18 protein-coding genes are annotated in these 18,079 nt (G+C 35.1%); 16 read left to right on the plus strand and 2 right to left on the minus strand.

Going from position 1 to position 18,079, the window contains the following annotated elements; genetic code table 11:
* Positions 1 to 97 precede the first annotated feature (97 nt).
* The 8 genes from ABEG63_RS03700 (at position 98) to ABEG63_RS03735 (ending at position 11,022) form a co-directional block, all read left to right on the plus strand.
* The gene (locus ABEG63_RS03700) at positions 98 to 2,359 is read left to right on the plus strand and encodes a T9SS type B sorting domain-containing protein (protein ID WP_346583080.1); all 2,262 of its coding nucleotides are present in this window, start codon (positions 98 to 100) and stop codon (positions 2,357 to 2,359) included.
* A 106-nt stretch (positions 2,360 to 2,465) separates the two neighbouring features.
* Complete coding sequence (locus tag ABEG63_RS03705; RefSeq protein WP_346583082.1) at positions 2,466 to 3,092, plus strand: NAD(P)H-dependent oxidoreductase; 627 nt, start codon at positions 2,466 to 2,468, stop codon at positions 3,090 to 3,092.
* A gap of 31 nt (positions 3,093 to 3,123) precedes the next feature.
* Positions 3,124 to 4,695, plus strand: coding sequence for an L-aspartate oxidase (nadB, locus tag ABEG63_RS03710; RefSeq protein ID WP_346583083.1), 1,572 nt, complete (start codon positions 3,124 to 3,126; stop codon positions 4,693 to 4,695).
* A 12-nt stretch (positions 4,696 to 4,707) separates the two neighbouring features.
* A complete protein-coding gene (nadC, locus tag ABEG63_RS03715; protein ID WP_346583085.1) occupies positions 4,708 to 5,568 on the plus strand; it encodes a carboxylating nicotinate-nucleotide diphosphorylase in 861 nt (286 codons plus the stop codon).
* A gap of 210 nt (positions 5,569 to 5,778) precedes the next feature.
* Positions 5,779 to 8,370 (plus strand): TonB-dependent receptor, encoded by a 2,592-nt coding sequence (locus tag ABEG63_RS03720; RefSeq protein ID WP_267405673.1) that lies wholly within the window; start codon positions 5,779 to 5,781, stop codon positions 8,368 to 8,370.
* A 94-nt stretch (positions 8,371 to 8,464) separates the two neighbouring features.
* On the plus strand, positions 8,465 to 8,896 hold the full coding sequence (locus tag ABEG63_RS03725) for a hypothetical protein (protein ID WP_267405675.1): 432 nt from the start codon (positions 8,465 to 8,467) through the stop codon (positions 8,894 to 8,896).
* A gap of 80 nt (positions 8,897 to 8,976) precedes the next feature.
* Positions 8,977 to 9,969 (plus strand): aspartate-semialdehyde dehydrogenase, encoded by a 993-nt coding sequence (locus tag ABEG63_RS03730; protein ID WP_346583087.1) that lies wholly within the window; start codon positions 8,977 to 8,979, stop codon positions 9,967 to 9,969.
* Positions 9,970 to 10,023: 54 nt separating this feature from the next.
* The gene (locus tag ABEG63_RS03735) at positions 10,024 to 11,022 is read left to right on the plus strand and encodes a cation diffusion facilitator family transporter (protein ID WP_346583089.1); all 999 of its coding nucleotides are present in this window, start codon (positions 10,024 to 10,026) and stop codon (positions 11,020 to 11,022) included.
* Between the two features lie 92 nt (positions 11,023 to 11,114).
* Here ABEG63_RS03735 and ABEG63_RS03740 read toward each other — a convergent pair whose 3' ends face one another.
* Complete coding sequence (locus ABEG63_RS03740) at positions 11,115 to 11,567, minus strand: exosortase F system-associated protein (RefSeq protein WP_346583091.1); 453 nt, start codon at positions 11,565 to 11,567, stop codon at positions 11,115 to 11,117.
* On the minus strand, positions 11,554 to 12,084 hold the full coding sequence (gene xrtF / locus ABEG63_RS03745; RefSeq protein ID WP_346583093.1) for an exosortase family protein XrtF: 531 nt from the start codon (positions 12,082 to 12,084) through the stop codon (positions 11,554 to 11,556). The genes ABEG63_RS03740 and xrtF overlap by 14 nt, the downstream gene beginning before the upstream one ends.
* 49 nt (positions 12,085 to 12,133) lie before the next feature.
* Between xrtF and ABEG63_RS03750 the strand changes: the two genes are divergently transcribed.
* From ABEG63_RS03750 to ABEG63_RS03785, 8 genes are all read left to right on the plus strand, one after another.
* Positions 12,134 to 13,153, plus strand: a complete 1,020-nt coding sequence (locus ABEG63_RS03750) for a phosphotransferase (RefSeq protein ID WP_346583094.1) — start codon at positions 12,134 to 12,136, stop codon at positions 13,151 to 13,153.
* A gap of 36 nt (positions 13,154 to 13,189) precedes the next feature.
* Positions 13,190 to 13,594 (plus strand): GxxExxY protein, encoded by a 405-nt coding sequence (locus ABEG63_RS03755; protein WP_346583095.1) that lies wholly within the window; start codon positions 13,190 to 13,192, stop codon positions 13,592 to 13,594.
* An 87-nt stretch (positions 13,595 to 13,681) separates the two neighbouring features.
* Entirely contained in the window at positions 13,682 to 14,089 is a 408-nt protein-coding gene (locus ABEG63_RS03760) for an RNase adapter RapZ (protein WP_346583097.1), read from the plus strand.
* A gap of 96 nt (positions 14,090 to 14,185) precedes the next feature.
* Positions 14,186 to 14,899: a nucleotidyltransferase family protein gene (locus tag ABEG63_RS03765; RefSeq protein ID WP_346583099.1), complete on the plus strand. Its 714-nt coding sequence runs from the start codon at positions 14,186 to 14,188 to the stop codon at positions 14,897 to 14,899.
* 9 nt (positions 14,900 to 14,908) lie between these two features.
* Positions 14,909 to 15,658, plus strand: coding sequence for a TIGR00730 family Rossman fold protein (locus tag ABEG63_RS03770; RefSeq protein WP_346583656.1), 750 nt, complete (start codon positions 14,909 to 14,911; stop codon positions 15,656 to 15,658).
* Positions 15,659 to 15,716: 58 nt separating this feature from the next.
* On the plus strand, positions 15,717 to 16,187 hold the full coding sequence (locus ABEG63_RS03775; RefSeq protein WP_267405685.1) for a DUF6702 family protein: 471 nt from the start codon (positions 15,717 to 15,719) through the stop codon (positions 16,185 to 16,187).
* 586 nt (positions 16,188 to 16,773) lie between these two features.
* Complete coding sequence (locus tag ABEG63_RS03780) at positions 16,774 to 17,481, plus strand: hypothetical protein (RefSeq protein WP_346583101.1); 708 nt, start codon at positions 16,774 to 16,776, stop codon at positions 17,479 to 17,481.
* A gap of 6 nt (positions 17,482 to 17,487) precedes the next feature.
* Positions 17,488 to 17,898: a hypothetical protein gene (locus tag ABEG63_RS03785; RefSeq protein ID WP_346583103.1), complete on the plus strand. Its 411-nt coding sequence runs from the start codon at positions 17,488 to 17,490 to the stop codon at positions 17,896 to 17,898.
* Positions 17,899 to 18,079 lie beyond the last annotated feature (181 nt).

Raw genomic sequence — 18,079 nt, forward strand, 5'->3', positions numbered from 1 at the left:
TGTAATCGATTTTCATTACATAATTATTACTGAATTTATATAAAACAACTAAAAATCAATATATTTACAACTTTAACACATTAACCAACTCGCTCACATGAAAAAAACTCTACTCAATTTTTTCTTAATTACCTTACTGAGCTTATCTGGCAAACTATTGGCGCAGACATATCAACTTTCAGGAAACCCTGTAGTAACCACTGGTTGGGATTTGGTATCCAGTGCACAGATAAACGGAGACTTTATTCAGCTTACTCAGGATGTAGGAAATCAATACGGAGCTATAAAGTTAGCAACTCCTATTAATCTTAAATACTGCGACAAATGGAAGGTAGAATTCGATTTCAGAATAGATGGTAACGGAACTACGGCATTTGGTCGTGGTGACGGATTCACTTTTTGGTATTTAAATAATCCACCCACAGGATTTACTTCCGGAGGCGGTTTAGGAATTCCGGCTAATGCCAATGGTTTAATGGTAGGATTTGACATCTTCAACAATACAACTGAAGGCCAGATGAGTAAAGTTCACGTTTTATACGGAACTAATAACACACCTACAGGAAATCCGAATATTGAATACAACAATACTGCCGGAAGTACTTTCCACTCACCAGATCTTAATCCTACACAACCTTTCGTAGGGGCAACTTACAAACATGTTGAAGTAAACGGGCAAACCAATATGATAAATCCTGACAATTGGGATATCATCATTAAAATAGATGGAACAACCATCGTTTCACAAACATTTGCTCCTTCAGGAGGTGCAATAGGTATGACTACAGGATACTTCGGATTTTCGGCTGCAACAGGGGGTGCTTCTGCAAGACACTCGATTAAAAATGCTAAAATCTTCATTGATAAAGTTCCTATTTTAAATAATACAATCACCCCGTTTGTTTGCGTAAACCCTGCAACAGGAAACGGAACGGTAGATTTAACAACGTATCAGAATCAATTTGTAACAAACCCCTCAAATTATACATTCACATATTCTACAGGAGGAACTGTTATCACCAACCCTGCAGCATTCCAATATTCAGGGCCAGTGACAATTAATGTTGTGGTAAAAGACCCAACATCTACCCTTTGTGACAATGGTGACGGACAAATTGTTTTAAACCCATCGCCATTCGCCGCAGATGATGCCACATTGATTGGATGTAATAATGATAATGCCGGCGTTGCTATTTTTGATTTAACAACAGCCAATGTTTCAAGTGTTCCGGGCTCTACGTTGGAATTCTTCAATACAATGTTTGATTTAACGAATAACATCAACCCTATTCCGAATCCTACAGCGTATGCAGCGGCTCCGGGAAAAATTTATGTACGAGTAACAACACCGCAAGGATGTACCGACGTTGCTGAAGTTACCTTAAATCACCATCCTGTAGTTGTGGTAAACAATAATGCTATTTTGAGATCTTGCTTCTTGGCTACCAATCCATCAATGGCAACCTTCAACCTTACAGTAGCAGCTGTAACTTCACAAACGGGTACTACCAAAACATATTATCCATCGTTAACAGACGCGATTAACTCTACAAATGCAATTTCGAATGCACTTACTTATACCGCTCCAAATGGGGTAATTTATGTAAAAGTAACAAACGCTCAAGGATGTTATGCTATTGCAAAAGTGACATTGGAAGTGATTCCGCCAGTATATTCTACTGTGTTGGCAGATAAAACTATTTGTATTGAAGACACGACAACGTTGGATGCAGGACCTGGATTCAATGGTTATAAATGGAGCACAGGTGCAACGACTCAATCAATTACAAATGTTGGGGTAGGTATTTATTGGGTTGAATTGAAAACAGGAGACTGTATCGCTCGTCAAACAGTAAAAGTAATTCCTTCAGAACAGCCTGTAGTTACAAATATTGAGGTAAGTACTACGACTGTTACAATTAATGTAATGGGCGGAACTCCGGCTTACAAATATTCTTTAGACAATGTAAACTGGCAAGATTCGAATGTATTTAATAATGTTTCAAGAGGGGATCATACAATTTATGTGAAAGATGCTTATGATTGTGACCCGATTGTTATTGCTTTTGTTGTTCCGAATTTGGTAAACGTAATCACACCAAACGGAGACGGCGTAAACGATATTATTGATTATTCTTCACTGGCAGGAAAACAAAACTTGGTATTCAGTATTTTCGACCGTTATGGAGCAAAAATTCATCAGGGAGATAAAGCTAACGGATACAAATGGGACGGAACTGTTGGCGGAAGAAAAGTACCTACAGGAAACTACTGGTATTCTGTAACTTGGAATGAAAACAACAAACACAATACACCATACAAATATTCAGGATGGATTATTGTTAAAAACAGGGATTAAAACCAAATAACCATTCATTATACGAGAAAGAATCACTTCAACACGAGAAGTGATTCTTTTTCATTTTAAAACCACTTTATTCATATCCAATTCTTAAATTTGTAATATGAATTATTTGGAAGCTTTAGGCAGAAGATATTCTGTAAAAAAATTCAACAACGAAATCATTCCTCAGGAAACACTTCACAACATTCTTGAGTCAGGAAAATTATCGGCAAGCTCTTTGGGGCTTCAGCCTTATAAAATTCTGGTGGCTGAAAGTGAAGAAATAAAACAAAAGCTGGTTCCGGCTTTCTATAATCCCTCACAGATTTCTACTTGCTCTCATTTAATTATTATTGTTTCTAAAAAAACAGTTGACGAGAGCTATATCAACGGATATTTCAGACATATTTCAGATGTTCGCGAAACCCCGATTGAAAATCTGGAGCTTTTCAAAAACAGCATCAACCAACATATTAATCAGAAAACCAGTGATGAAATTTTCAACTGGGCAGAAAAACAGTCTTACATCGTTTTGGCAAATTTAATGTACGCTGCAGCGATTGAGAATATAGATACCTGCCCGATGGAAGGCTTCCGACAGGATGTGATTGAAGACGTTCTCAACATCAATCCTGAAACCGAAAAAGTAACCGTTACCCTCGCATTAGGCTACCGTTCGGAGGAAGATCATTTCCAGCACATGAAAAAAGTAAGAAAACCAAACGAAAAATTGTTTAAATTTATCTAGTTATTTAGACGATTGTACCTAAAGCAAGCATATGATAAAAGCGGATGTATTAGTAATTGGTTCCGGTATTTCGGGACTTTCTTATGCCATTAAAGTTTCTGAGCAGCTCCCCGATGCCAAAATAATCATTGTTACAAAATCTGATGAAGATGAAAGCAACACCAAATACGCACAAGGCGGCCTGGCGGTAGTTACCGATTCTAAAAATGATAATTTTGATAAGCATATTGAAGACACAATGCGTGCCGGAGATGGCGAAAACAAACGCGATGTTGTAGAAATGGTGGTGAAAGAGGCTCCTGCAAGATTCAACGAAATTGTAGAATGGGGCGCTAATTTCGACATGAAAAATGGTGAATTTGCTTTAGGAAGAGAGGGCGGTCACACCGAAAACAGAATTGTTCATCATAAAGACATTACCGGTTTCGAGATTGAGAGAGCTTTATTGCAAACCGCAAAAACAAGCCCGAATATTGAAATTCTCGATCACCATTACGTAATCGATATCATTACACAACACCATGTTCCGGGAAAAGAATTAAATGAAGGCGATATTCACTGCTATGGTGCTTATATTTTAGATGAAAAGTCTAAATCTATCAAAAAAATTACTTCAAAAATAACATTAGTTGCCACAGGAGGAGCTGGTCACGTTTACAAAAACACGACAAATCCTACGATTGCAACGGGAGACGGAATTGCTTTTGTTGCAAGAGCAAAGGGTAAGGTTTCCAATATGCAGTATTACCAGTTTCACCCAACCGCTTTATACAGCAAAATGGATGGTATGTTGTTTTTAATTTCTGAAGCCGTTCGCGGTGACGGAGCCAAATTAAGAACCAAAAGAGGTGAAAAATTCATGCATAAATATGATGAGCGTGAAGAATTGGCTTCCAGAGACATCGTAGCAAGAGCCATTGATGCCGAAATGAAAATTACAGGAGACGAATTTGTAGGTCTTGACTGTAAAGAAATGGATCACGAAAAATTCTTAGAACATTTCCCGAATATTTATAAAAAATGTAAAGACGAAGGAATTGATCCTTTTACCCAATTGATTCCTGTAGTTCCTGCATGTCATTATCTGATGGGCGGAATTGAAATTGATAAGGACGGACAATCCTCCATCAAAAATCTTTTTGCCGTGGGTGAATGCACTAATTCCGGGCTTCACGGAGCAAACAGACTGGCCTCCAACTCATTATTAGAAGGTTTAGTTTTCGGACATAGCGCCGCAATGACAACTGTTGATCTTTTAAATGAAAATAACTTCAACTTTGAAGATCTTAAAGCCGTTCCGGAATGGAATGAAGAAGGAATGAAAATTATGGACGAAATGGTAATTGTTTCCTATTTAAGAAAACAGCTTCAGGAAATGATGAGCGATTTGGTAGGAATCGTGAGAAGCAACCGCCGTCTAAACATGGCTTTGCAAAAACATCAGGAAATTGCGGCTGCCGTGAATGAAATTTACCACTACTCTATTCTTTCGCCTCAACTTTCAGAACTGAGAAATTTAACAACCGTTGCTCACCTCATCATAACACAATCGATGGAAATGAAGGAAAATAAAGGAGCATTCTACAATAAGGATTTAGCCTAAAATCAAATAAAAATGAAAAGACCAGCGTACGTTACCGATAAAGTTTTAAAACAATTCATAAAAAATGCTTTGGAAGAAGATATTCAGGATGGAGATCACTCTACCCTTTCCACCATTCCGAAGGATTTGGAGCAAAGCGCCAAATTGTTGGTAAAAGAAGACTGTATTTTGGCGGGCGTGGAATTGGCTGAAATTATTTTTAACACGTTTGATAAAGATCTGAAAATAGAAATTTTCATTAAAGACGGAACTCCCGCGAAAGTTGGAGATATTGCCATGATCGTTACCGGAAGTGCAAGATCGATCCTTTCAACAGAAAGATTAGTGTTGAACTGCATGCAGAGAATGAGTGGAATTGCTACTTTAACTCACGAATGGGATTCAAGATTAGTTGGAACAAAAACAAAATTATTAGACACCAGAAAAACGACTCCGAATTTCAGAGTTTGTGAAAAATGGGCGGTTGCTATTGGCGGCGGAACCAATCACCGATATGGTCTTTATGATATGATTATGTTGAAAGATAATCACGTTGATTATAACGGAAGTATCACCAATGCAGTAAAAATGGCGAAAGACTACGTTAAAAAGACTAAGAAAAAACTGAAGATTGAGGTTGAGACAAGAAACCTTGAAGAAGTTCAGGAAGCCATTAAAGCAAAAGTTGACAGAATTATGTTGGATAACATGGATGTGAAAACGATGAAGCAGGCAGTTGAGATGATCAACGGTTCTTGTGAGTCTGAAGCATCCGGCGGAATTACCCGAGATATGTTAAAAGAAATAGCCACAACAGGCGTTAATTTCATCTCTGTAGGCGCTCTAACGCACTCTGCAAAAAATATTGATTTGAGTCTCAAGGCGGTGAAATAGCGTTGAATTTTTAACAAAAATACCCCATTATTGTTAAAAATTCAATAATATGATTTTTTTCATACAAAATATCGATTATTATTCAATGCATTATAAATCAAGCAATTAAACCTTATTGAGATTGATTAAAAATTAACATACAGTTAATATTAGTTAAAATTTATTTACCGAATTTTGCATAAAATTTAAATCTAACTATTACTAACGATTATGAAATTAATCAACAAATCGATTCTAACTGCGGTAATTACATTATCAACAGCTAGTGTCTATTACGCTCAACAAGTTCAGGATACTGTTTCTAAATCCAAAGACATTGAAGAGGTAATCCTAAGAGGTGTAACCGATATCGCAAAAGATAGAAAGACACCAGTTGCAGTATCTACTATTAAAGCTGCACAGATCCTAGAAAGACAAGGAAATCAAGAGCTTGTTGAATTGCTAAATACAACCCCTTCTGTATATGCTACGAAAGGTGGTGGTGGTTTCGGAGACTCACAGATTGTTATGCGTGGTTTCGAATCGAGAAACATTGCAGTAATGGTAAACGGTATGCCTGTAAACGATATGGAGGGCGGTACTGTTTATTTCTCAAACTGGACTGGTTTATCTGACGTAACAAGTTTCATGCAGGTACAGAGAGGTCTTGGTTCTTCTAAATTGGCAATTGCTTCTGTAGGAGGTACAATGAACTTCATTACAAGATCAGCCGATATGAAGAAAGGAGGTATCGTGAGATTAGGAGTTGGTAACAATGATTATTTAAAAACTTCATTCGCTTATAATACAGGTAAGTCTGATAAAGGTTGGTCTTCTTCATTCTTAATGAGCAGACAGTCTGGTTCTACTTACATTCAAAATACAGATTACGAAGCATACGCATATTACTTCGCATTAGGTTGGGAGGCTAACAAAAAGCATAACTTCCAATTTACAATCACTGGTGCGCCACAATGGCACGATCAAAGATCTTACGCTCCAATGATTTCTGATTATATCAGATACAACCCTGATAATGACGGAAGCCCGGATAGAACTTATAACAGTGACTGGGGTTATTACACAAACGCGGAAGGTAGAAGAGTAGCTTTATCTAACAGATCTAACTATTATAACAAACCAGTTATCATGCTAAACTGGGATTATAATATCAACGAGAAATCTAAGTTAAGTACTGTAGCTTACATGTCTAATGGTAGAGGTGGTGGTACTGCTGATCTTGGTAGAGTAAATAATAGAGGCCTATCTGCTCTTGTTAATAATCAACCATACTTCAGAGATGCGCAGGGACTTTACAACTATGATAAAGTTTTCGCTGAAAATGCTGCTGTAAATCCAAACACTGCGGGAAATGGGGCAACACTTATTCGTAGAGCAAGTATCAATTCTCATAACTGGTACGGTGTATTGATGAATTTCCAACATAAAATCAATGATAACTGGAACTTCTCAATTGGTACAGATGACAGATATTACTATGGATATCACTATCAGGTAATTTCAGATTTATATGGTGCTTCAGGGTATAAAGACAATGCAAACAAAAATATTGCACCAAACGTAGTATCAGCAACTTCTGATTATAAAAAATTAAGTTGGAATCCTTTTGGAGGAAGCCAAGTTCCATTAAATGAAAGAATTGGATTCAGTAATGATGGAGAAGTGCTTTGGTACAGTGGTTTCGGTCAGGTTGAATATACAAAAGATAATTTATCAGCTTTCATTCAAGGGTCAGTTTCTAATCAAGGTTATCAGAGAATTGACGAGTTTATTCAAGATGGCGTTACAGTACAAAGAAATCAAACTGTAAATAGAAAAACAGGATTTAAAAATCTTTTCGGTTACAACATCAAAGGGGGTGCTAACTATAACATCAACGAAAATCACAATGTATTTGCAAATGTGGGTTACTATAGCAAACAACCATTCATGAATACAGTGTATCCAAGCAACCAGCAAGTTGTTAACCCTCAATTGACAAATGAGAAAATTTTCTCTGCTGAAGTTGGGTATGGTTTCAGGTCTGCAAACTTTACCGCAAACGTTAACATTTACAGAACTCAGTGGAAAGATAGAGCATTAAGAAGAACAATTACAGTTCCTGATGTAACAGATGCTTACGCTGAAATGAATGGTATTACAGAGATTCACCAAGGGGTTGAAGTTGATGCAACTTACAGACTAAACAAATTCTTAGAATTTAACGGTATGTTCTCTTGGGGAGATTACTATTATAAAGGTAATGCAGTCGGTACTACATTCGACGGTAATAACAATCCTCTAACTGTAGCGGGTGATTCTAACACAACTACTCTTTATCTTGATAAAGTAAAAGTTGGAGGAACAAGTAACAACAGTATCCCTCAGATGACCGCTTCATTAGGAGCTACTGTTAAGCCGGTAAAAGACTTGAGCATCTACGCTGGATGGAGATTTGTAGGCAAACTTTATTCTACTATTGATATTGCAACTTTCTCAAATATTGCTAATCAAGACAGAGGTGTATTGAAATTGCCTGATTACAACTTAACAGATATCGGTGTATCATATAAAATAAGATTGAGAGACGCTAATCAATATTTCACTATCGGTGCTAACGTTTACAACTTGTTTGATACAACATACATTCAAGATGGTGCGACAAACATCTTTGGAACCGATAAAATTACAACTACAGGAGATCCTGATGCTGGTAAAACTTATCAGGAAGCAGGAAGAATGTACAATGGTGTAGCAAGTGCAAACAGAGTATTCTTCGGATTCGGAAGAACATGGGCTGCTAACCTATCATTCAACTTCTAATTAATTAAAATATTAGATTTTATAAATATCAATCCCGGCTTTTCGCCGGGATTTTTGCTATATTTGTGGCAGAAAAAACAGAAAAAAACTAAATATGGATTTTTACAAAATTTTGCTTAGTGCTCACAAAGGATTTGGGTATTTAGAACTACTTTTAACATCATTATTTGTGATTGCACTTTTAGTGACAATGTTTGGATTTAGCGGAAAAGTGAATAAGTTTTTAAAGAAAATTACGCTATTCACAATGATCTTTTTCCACGTTCAATTTTTAATCGGGATTATTATGTTGGTAATCAACTTCACAAACGGATTAAATATGGGCGAAGTAATGAAAAACTCTGCACTGAGATTTCAATATGTAGAACATCCATTTTCAATGTTAATCGCGGCTGTTTTAATGACCATCGTTAACAAAAAAGTAAAAGTAAACCCTACCATCTCTTTAGGAATTGTCATTATGGGGCTTATCGCGGTTGGCTTATTCGCATTCGCATTCCCTTGGACAAGAGTTTTCGGGGCATAAATAGTAGGATCGCACTTTGTCAAAGTTCAGAATCTTTGACAAAGTTTATATATTAACTTAATAAATTTTTAATTAAATCAATGAAAGTAGCTGTAGTAGGTTCAACAGGAATGGTTGGACAAGTTATGCTGAAAGTTCTTGAAGAAAGGAACTTCCCTATCTCCGAATTAATTCCGGTAGCATCGGAAAGATCTATTGGTAAGAAGGTGAAGTATAAACAGGAAGAATTTACGATTGTAAGCATGCAAGACGCTATAGCTGCCAAACCGGATATTGCGATCTTCTCTGCCGGCGGTGGTACTTCTCTTGAATTTGCTCCTCTTTTCGCAGAAGCAGGAACAACGGTGATCGATAATTCTTCAGCCTGGAGAATGGATCCTGACAAGAAATTGGTAGTTCCGGAAATCAATGCTGATGTATTGACGAAAGAAGATAAAATCATCGCAAATCCGAACTGTTCTACTATTCAGTTAGTAATGGTTTTAGGACCTTTGAACAAAAAATATGATTTAAAAAGAGTAATCGTTTCAACGTATCAGTCTGTAACAGGAACTGGTAAAGCGGCTGTGGATCAATTAAACGGAGAAATCAGCGGAGACGATTCTATTGCAAAAGTATATCCTTATCAGATCTTCAAAAACGCATTGCCACATTGCGACGTTTTTGCAGATGATGATTATACGAAAGAAGAAATTAAATTAATGAAAGAGCCTAAGAAAATTTTAGGTGACGATACATTTAATTTAACTGCAACTGCAGTGAGAGTTCCTGTTCAGGGAGGTCACTCGGAAAGTGTAAACATCGAGTTTGAAAACGAATTTGATTTGGATGAAGTAAGAAAAATTTTATCTGAAACTCCTGGAGTTGTGGTAATGGATAACGTGAAAAACAACGAATATCCGATGCCGCTTTATTCTGAAGGGAAAGATGAAGTTTTCGTCGGAAGGATAAGACGAGATCTATCGCAACCAAAGACACTGAATCTCTGGATTGTGGCAGACAATCTGCGAAAAGGAGCCGCAACCAACGCGGTACAGATCGCAGAATACATTGTAGCAAACAACTTAGTGTAAACTAACAAAATAAAAAAGAGTCTCAAAATTGAGATTCTTTTTTTTATCAAACCTATGAACAAACAGAAGAATAAAAATAAAGATAAAATAGGCTTTCAAAAACTAATCGCCGTTTTTGGAGTCATTCTTTTTATCGGAAAAATTATAGCCTGGAAACTAACGAATTCCGATTCCGTTTTTTCTGATGCTATGGAAAGTATTGTGAATGTGATCAGCGCATTTATGGGGCTTTATTCTTTACATCTTGCAGCGAAACCCAAAGACGAAGATCATCCTTACGGTCACGGAAAGGTAGAATTTGTAACCTCAGGAATTGAAGGCGCATTAATTGCCATTGCCGGCATCATGATTATCTATGAAGGAATCAACAGTTTGATTGTGGGAAAGGTTCTGGATAAGCTAGATTGGGGAATTGCCATCATTGCTGTAACAGCTATTGTTAATTATCTTTTGGGTTACATTTCAGTTAAAAAAGGAGAAGCAGAAAATTCTCTGGTTCTAATTTCTTCAGGAAAACATTTACAATCGGATACAATTACCACCCTTGGCGTTGTAATCAGTTTGATTGTTGTTTATTTCACTAAAATTTATTGGATAGATTCTGTTGTAGCTTTAATTTTTGGAGGCTATATCATTTTTGTAGGCTACAAGATCGTTCGTAAATCGTTAAGCGGTATTATGGATGAGCAGGATCCAGATCTTTTAAATCAAATCATCAACGTATTGGAAGAAAACCGCCGCACAGAATGGATTGATGTTCACAACATGAAAATCCAGCAATTCGGGGCCAATCTTCACATTGATGCACACATTACTTTACCTTGGTATTACAGCCTTCGTGACGCGCACAATGAAATGGAAAAGATGATCATTCTTCTAGCTAAAAACACCAAAAGAAGTGTAGAATTTAATTTTCATATGGATGATTGCAAGCCGATTTCGTGCGCCGTTTGTCAGATTAAAGATTGTCCGGTTCGTGAAAAAGAATTCGTAAAAAGAGTAAAGTGGACACCAGAAAACGTGACTAGTGTGGATAAACACACAATAGATTGAATTTAGTTTAAACTAAAATATCTTTCAATTTTAACTAAAGCCAATTTCTGTTGATAAAAATATTCGTGGCATTTGTGTTTTAGAGATTTGTGCTATTCGTGTTTTGATAAATCTTCGCCTTTTTCAACCTGCTTTCTATAATAAAACATCGGCACAATCAACAACAAGATTAAAGGCTGAATCACAAACCTTCTCATGTAAAATGAGAATAAATACCCAATTTCAAATCGTTCATAAATACAATACAGATAAATTGGGAAAGTAATCAGGAAAATAATCGAAATAAGAATCGCGCCTTGAATCGTCCATTGCTTATTTTTAAATAAAAAATGAATGATAATACAGGAAAAGAATAAATTTAAAATAAATCTGAAAAGGTGTCCAACAATTAATTTTCCCCATTCGAAAGCAGGAAAATCAAGATGCTTATTCGCTTCATGAAAATAATTCAGGAAAGGATCATAGAAAATTCTATCTTCCAAAACTCTTACACTTACAAGTCCTACAAGTCCGATTATTACTAAAAACCAACTAAGAATTTTCATTTTTCAGTGCAAAAAATTTAATCCAGATCAACCAAAGTAAAACTACCGTTCCGTAAATTATCGCCGGAAAAAGATAATCATGAGACATTTTTCCGTATTGGCTAAAGTCCCTCACAACTATATTTAAGCCTACAATCCTAAGCACATTCATTACATAAAGTATGATAAGCCCAAGAAAAGCAAAAATAAAAGTTTTAGCTCCTTTGTAAAACGCAAAGACAAAAGCCAGAAACAAAATCATGACCGAAACTGCGTTACAGCCTTCTACCATTCGTGTCGCATAGCTTTGTTTTACGTAAAACCAAACCTGCTCCCCTTTCACATCATCATACAACAGAGTTGGATAGCCCACCCTATTCTGTACGCTCATCACCTGGTTGGCGATTAACCTTGAAAAAGGATCCAATCCCTGATTCTGAAAGGTATTCAGATAAAACTGATAGCCAAAAAGCAACACCAGATAAATGATGATGAACCTCAGTAAAATACCTAAAACGGGCTTAAAGTCCTTTAGCATAATGCAAATATAAAAATTCGCCCGTAAATTACTATATTTGTTTCTTACTATGATTTCCGAATACGCAAAACGATTTTTTGAAAATTATATAGGTAAAGCATCTTCTGAATTTACTATTTTGGCTCAAAGCGGCTCCGCGAGGGTAAATTTTTTGGCTAAATGTGAAAACGAAAAGTATATTATCACGTATAATGAAAATATTCACGAGAACGAAAGTTTTTTGTATTACTCTAAAATTTTCTCAGATTTACATCTTAACTCGCCTAAAATTTTAGCTATTTCCGAAGATCGGAAAATATATATTCAGGAATTTTTGGGAAGTAATACCTTATCAGAAGTGATTGCAAGAGAAGGTTTAACAGACAATGTAAAATCTTTGGTAAAACAGACTTTACAGAAACTTTATACACTTCAAATTCAGACAGAAAATAAAATCGATTTCACTAAAACTTTCGAATATGAAAGTTATGATGAGCTTCCGGTAACGCACGATCTTTATTATTTTAAAAATTTCGTAGCCGATGTTCTGGAACTGGAATATCATAAATCTACTCTTCTGAAAGAATTCAAAAATATAGTGAACCTCATCGAAAATTTGAATCCGAAAGGAATTATGATTCGAGATTTTCAGGCGAGAAATATTATGGTAAATGATAAGAATGAAGTTTCATTTATTGATTATCAGTCGGCAATGAAAGGGCCACTGATGTATGATGTGATCTCGTTTTTATTTCAGGCTAAAGCTAATTTTCCTGAAGATTTTAAAAATGAAATGCTGAATTTTTATATTCATCAGTTTGAAAGTAAAGAAATTCAACGTCAACTAAAAGATTCGGTGAAACCAATTCAATTGATGAGATTTTTACAGGTTTTGGGCGCTTATGGCTTTAGAGGACTGATTCAGAGGAAGCAACATTTCATTACAAGTATCGAAAAAGGAATTGAAAACATCACAGAGTTTACGCAAACCTGGGAAAATATGAAAGATTATCCTGAACTGGAAAAAGTGATTGGACAATTGAGTTTGGAGAAAACGAAGTGGAAAATTGAGGAAATATTAAACCATTAAGTTTTATATTTAAGAAGTTAAGTTTAATTAAGTTTTATGACGAAAAAAGAAATTACACAACTATCTTATGAGATTACTGGTTTTGCTATAAAAGTTCACAAAACTCTTGGACCAGGTTTACTTGAAAGCATTTACGAAGAATGTCTGAAAATTGAGCTTATTAAAAATGGATATGATGTAAAACAACAACTTTATACAACCATCAATTACGAAGGAGTTGATATTGAAACTAAATTAATCGTTGATTTACTTGTAAATGACATGGTAATTGTAGAGCTAAAAGCGATTGAAGAAATTTTACCAATTCATGAAGCTCAATTGCTGACTTATATGAAAGTTTTAAAGAAACCTCAAGGTTTATTAATTAATTTCTTCACAGATAATATAACAAAGTCTTTAAAACCTTTTATTAATGAGTATTTTAAAGAACTTCCAAACTAAATTTTTGATTTATCAAAAATCTTAATTAAACTTAACTTCTTAAATAGACCTTAACGGTTCATAAAAATAATTAGAAATATAAAGAAAATGCTACACATCGACATACACAGTTTTTCGTACAAGAAAGGAGGAATTCCAAAAGATGAATCCGGAAACGGAGGCGGTTTTACATTTGATTGCCGCGGAATTTTAAACCCCGGAAGAATTGAAGAATACAAAATTCAAACAGGAAACGACATTGGCGTTCAGGAATATCTTGAAACAAAAACCGAAATGCCGAAATTTTTAGATTTAATAAAAAACATCGTTTCTATTAACATCGATAATTATCTGGAAAGAGGTTTTGAAAACCTTCAGATCAATTTCGGATGTACAGGCGGACAGCACAGATCGGTTTATTCAGCAATAAAAATTGCAGAATTCATCAAGGAAAAATATCCTGAAGGCACAGAAATAAGCCTTCATCACGACGAACAACATCAACTTAATCATTAGTAATAAGCAATGTGCAATAAGTAATATTTTCACCCTATTAATATTATGTAAGCATTTTAAAATTACTCATTACCAATTATTCATTACTCATACTATATGAAGGCTTTAATTTTCGCAGCAGGAAAAGGAACAAGACTCAAACCTTTTACAGATCATCATCCGAAAGCATTAGCAAAGGTGAACGGAATTCCGCTTTTGGAAAGAAATATCAACTATCTTAAAGGTTTTGGAATTAATGATTTTGTGATCAATATCCATCATTTTGGAAATCAAATTGTTGATTTTTTAAAGCAAAACAACAACTTTAACTGTAAAATAGAAATCTCCGACGAAAGCGAAGAATTGCTGGAAACTGGAGGCGGCTTGATTTTTGCTAGAAAGTTTCTTGATCTTGGGGAAGATTTTCTGATCATGAATGCAGATATCTTAACGAATATAGATATCAATGCTTTTGTAGAGTATCACAAAAAGATAAAAGATTTTGCTACATTAGCCGTTTCTGATAGAGAAAGTTCAAGAAAACTGCTCTTTAATGATGAAATGGTATTGAGAGGTTGGCTGAATGTACAAAGCGGTGAGCAAAGGCTTGCAGAGTTTAACAAAGGCTTTAAAGCACTTGCTTTTAGTGGCGTTCACTGCATCAACCCTTCGATCTTTGATAAAATAAAAAGAACAGGCAAATTTTCTGTTATGGAAGAATATCTGGATCTGATGTTAACAGAGCATATTCATGGTTTTGTGCACGACAGCATCCTTATCGATGTGGGAAGACCAGAATCTGTGATAGAAGCCGAAAAATATTTTAAATAAAAACTTATGATGGAAATTGATGGAAGAGATGAAAGTTTGGTAAATCCGGAATTGGATGTAAATGAAACAAAACTTCATAATAGTTTAAGACAAAAAACCTGGGACGAAACCATTACTAAAGACAGCTGGATGGTTTTCAAAGTAATGGCTGAATTTGTAGACGGCTACGAAAAACTAGCTAAAATTGGGCCTTGCGTTTCTATTTTTGGTTCTGCAAGACTAAAGCCGGAAAGCAAATATTACGAAATGGCGGTTGAGATTGCCGAAAAAATCACCAAAATTGGTTTTGGAATCATCACTGGCGGCGGTCCCGGAATTATGGAAGCAGGAAACAAAGGCGCTTTCAAGGCTCAAGGAAAATCGATCGGATTGAATATTGATCTTCCTTTTGAGCAGCATTTTAATCCTTATATCAACAAATCGTATTCGATGAATTTTGATTACTTCTTCGTGAGAAAAGTAATGTTTGTAAAATATTCTCAAGGATTTGTGGTGATGCCCGGCGGTTTCGGAACTTTAGACGAGCTTACGGAAGCTTTAACTTTAATTCAGACCAATAAAATTGGAAAATTCCCTATCGTTTTGGTAGGTTCGGAATTCTGGAGCGGATTATTAGGTTGGTTTAAAGAAACTTTACTGAAAGAAGGAATGATACACGAAGATGATCTTGATCTTTATCGTGTGGTAGATACCGCAGACGAAGCTGTAGCGCACATTAAGGCATTTTACGATAAGTACTCTGTGAATGTAAACTTCTAATTGGCATATTATTTGTGACTTAAACATAACAAAGATGATTGTAAATCTATTAATTAAGATGAAAAAACTTTTATATATATCAGGAATTTTAACATGTTTTATGTTAATGAGTTTTATGTATGTAGACTTTTTCTCTTCAATGACAAAGGTGGATTATATTGATGGAAGCAAGACATTGAAGTTTACCACAAAGATGAATACTGGTCATATTTCAGATGCCATTAAAATAAATCCCAACACCGCAGGTTTTGAAGCAGAAGTAAAAAAATACGTAAATAATAATTTTGATGTGTACGTGAACGGCTCTCCTAAATCGATTACTTTTACGGGTAGCCAAGTGAGCGGAGAAACTGTTTGGGTGTATTTTGAAACGGGCGGCGTTTCGGATATCAGCACTCTGAAGATAAAAAATACGATACTTTTAAGCGCTTTTCCTAAGCAGATTAATCTTGTGAATATTGCTTACAAAGGAAATCAGAAAACAATGAATTTCCAACGTGGAAAAGAGGTAAATGAAGTTTCTTTTTAATAAAGATTTAATTTAAATAATAACATCCCTGTTTCAGTTTTGAGACAGGGATTTTTTATTCAAAAAAGTTTTTATCCATAAATCCGTCATCCCTGTAGAGATCTAAGCATAGTACTAGAAAACAAGATTAAAACAATTCTTTATTGTCTCTTTAACGCTATCGATCGCTAAAGTTTTGTATCTTATTTTAAATATTTTTAATCGCCATGGCATTCTACTCAGCAATTGATAGCAACTTTTTTAGCTAATCAATACCCCATATAATTGAACACAGAGCACACCAAACTTTTTTGACTATTAATTGTTTTGAGTTTCATAAAGCCGTTTCACTTATAAAAAACCGCAGAGATTCCATCAATTCTCTCATCATGTTTTGAAACTCATCCTTCTTCTATAATTGATGGATAATGATTTATTTATAGAAAAATCACTATAATTTGATATTTTATTTTATTTTTGTTGCATTGATATTTTTCAATTGTACCGTTTAGACACCTTTTAGGCTTTAGTTATTCATTCTGAATAATTATGGCTGATTATTACCTAAAAACTGAATAAACGAAACGATAAAACAATGAATCTATCAATGAAAAATTTACTAAAGTATCTTTTACTATTATCAACCATTTCTTTTTCTGTAGCTTGTAGTTCAGATAGGGATGAATTCGAATCGAGCGAAGTGATAAGCGTTTTCTATAAAAATGCAGATGAATTTGCCGCAACTTATGATCCTTCCGGAACTGTAAATGCTACACTTAGAAGTCAGGCATTTGATCTTTACAGAACAGCAAGATGGGCTGAACTGGAAGCCTTATTTAAAGACAATAACCTAAATGGAGGCTGGCCACCGGCAAACGGAGGATATAATATTGTAGATGATATTACCTTCACTGCCGGGCAAAAATATGACAGATACAGCGGTGCTGTCGGCACTTACACCGGAACTGGAGTTCCTACCCTTGGAGGAAGCTTTACTAGCCCAATTATCAACGGTTATACCTATACTTTTACGCAAAGAGCCTTAAACCAAACTGAAGATAAATATGATTTTTATTATGAAATTGAGGTATTGAATAATTTATTAAATTTCAAAGGTCAAACGGCAGATATTATTCCTTGGTTTGGGCAAGCTGGTAAAGGAAAACAAACAATGTGGAAAATTCCTATCGACATCAACACAGGTTACCAAAAAACATGGAATAAACTGGCTGAAGAAGGCTATATTAAAGTAACCATCAAGAAAAGCCCAAGCGGAAAGTATAATAATGTCGTTGGGACTGTTATTCAGCAATAATATATCATGTATTCAATTTCAAAAAAAATAAATATTTTAAAACAGGTTTCTGTTGCGAAAAGTAATTTCAGCAATGAAGAAATTTCAAATTCTGCAATTACTACATTCACTTGTTGCAATTGCGGTCATGAAAACACAATTACGATAACGCCTTATGAATCCGGATTTCCTATTTTTCAACTTTATAATGAAGGTAAAGTTTTATCTAAAGATGAATTATTGAAAAATAAAATGGTAACCGAAACATCAAAAAATCTTCTTCATTATGGAGAATTAACGGTATATAACTTACCTACTTTATACTTCGGAACTGATTGTAATTCTTGTAATGCAAGATATATAGGGATTTTCAGCTATGGCGAAAAGCAACCCGGATTAACAATGCTTACCATTTCAGGTATCTGGAAGTATGAATAATTGAATATTTAAGTTTGTTAGATATAATTCTTTAGTCAAACCACAGCCTTTTTGGTTGTGGTTTTTGTTTATTCAAATTTCAATAATTTGCAACTACAAAATATAGATTTTTTTCTTCATTCATCCCATTTACTTTTTCACAAAAATAAAAAAGACGAACCAAACGGTTCGCCTTTAAGTA

This window comes from Chryseobacterium sp. C39-AII1, assembly GCF_039672645.1.
GTDB lineage: Bacteria > Bacteroidota > Bacteroidia > Flavobacteriales > Weeksellaceae > Chryseobacterium.

Excerpts from the sequence above, each read along its gene's own strand:
- ABEG63_RS03770 (WP_346583656.1), top strand. The coding sequence starts at position 14,909 with ATGGAAATTGATGGAAGAGATGAAAGTTTGGTAAATCCGGAATTGGAT.
- ABEG63_RS03725 (WP_267405675.1), top strand. The coding sequence starts at position 8,465 with ATGGATTTTTACAAAATTTTGCTTAGTGCTCACAAAGGATTTGGGTAT.
- ABEG63_RS03740 (WP_346583091.1), bottom strand. The coding sequence starts at position 11,567 with ATGAAAATTCTTAGTTGGTTTTTAGTAATAATCGGACTTGTAGGACTT.
- ABEG63_RS03750 (WP_346583094.1), top strand. The coding sequence starts at position 12,134 with ATGATTTCCGAATACGCAAAACGATTTTTTGAAAATTATATAGGTAAA.
- ABEG63_RS03735 (WP_346583089.1), top strand. The coding sequence starts at position 10,024 with ATGAACAAACAGAAGAATAAAAATAAAGATAAAATAGGCTTTCAAAAA.
- ABEG63_RS03780 (WP_346583101.1), top strand. The coding sequence starts at position 16,774 with ATGAAAAATTTACTAAAGTATCTTTTACTATTATCAACCATTTCTTTT.
- nadB (WP_346583083.1), top strand. The coding sequence starts at position 3,124 with ATGATAAAAGCGGATGTATTAGTAATTGGTTCCGGTATTTCGGGACTT.
- ABEG63_RS03730 (WP_346583087.1), top strand. The coding sequence starts at position 8,977 with ATGAAAGTAGCTGTAGTAGGTTCAACAGGAATGGTTGGACAAGTTATG.
- ABEG63_RS03785 (WP_346583103.1), top strand. The coding sequence starts at position 17,488 with ATGTATTCAATTTCAAAAAAAATAAATATTTTAAAACAGGTTTCTGTT.
- ABEG63_RS03775 (WP_267405685.1), top strand. The coding sequence starts at position 15,717 with ATGAAAAAACTTTTATATATATCAGGAATTTTAACATGTTTTATGTTA.
- xrtF (WP_346583093.1), bottom strand. The coding sequence starts at position 12,084 with ATGCTAAAGGACTTTAAGCCCGTTTTAGGTATTTTACTGAGGTTCATC.
- ABEG63_RS03760 (WP_346583097.1), top strand. The coding sequence starts at position 13,682 with ATGCTACACATCGACATACACAGTTTTTCGTACAAGAAAGGAGGAATT.
- ABEG63_RS03765 (WP_346583099.1), top strand. The coding sequence starts at position 14,186 with ATGAAGGCTTTAATTTTCGCAGCAGGAAAAGGAACAAGACTCAAACCT.
- ABEG63_RS03705 (WP_346583082.1), top strand. The coding sequence starts at position 2,466 with ATGAATTATTTGGAAGCTTTAGGCAGAAGATATTCTGTAAAAAAATTC.
- ABEG63_RS03720 (WP_267405673.1), top strand. The coding sequence starts at position 5,779 with ATGAAATTAATCAACAAATCGATTCTAACTGCGGTAATTACATTATCA.
- nadC (WP_346583085.1), top strand. The coding sequence starts at position 4,708 with ATGAAAAGACCAGCGTACGTTACCGATAAAGTTTTAAAACAATTCATA.
- ABEG63_RS03700 (WP_346583080.1), top strand. The coding sequence starts at position 98 with ATGAAAAAAACTCTACTCAATTTTTTCTTAATTACCTTACTGAGCTTA.
- ABEG63_RS03755 (WP_346583095.1), top strand. The coding sequence starts at position 13,190 with ATGACGAAAAAAGAAATTACACAACTATCTTATGAGATTACTGGTTTT.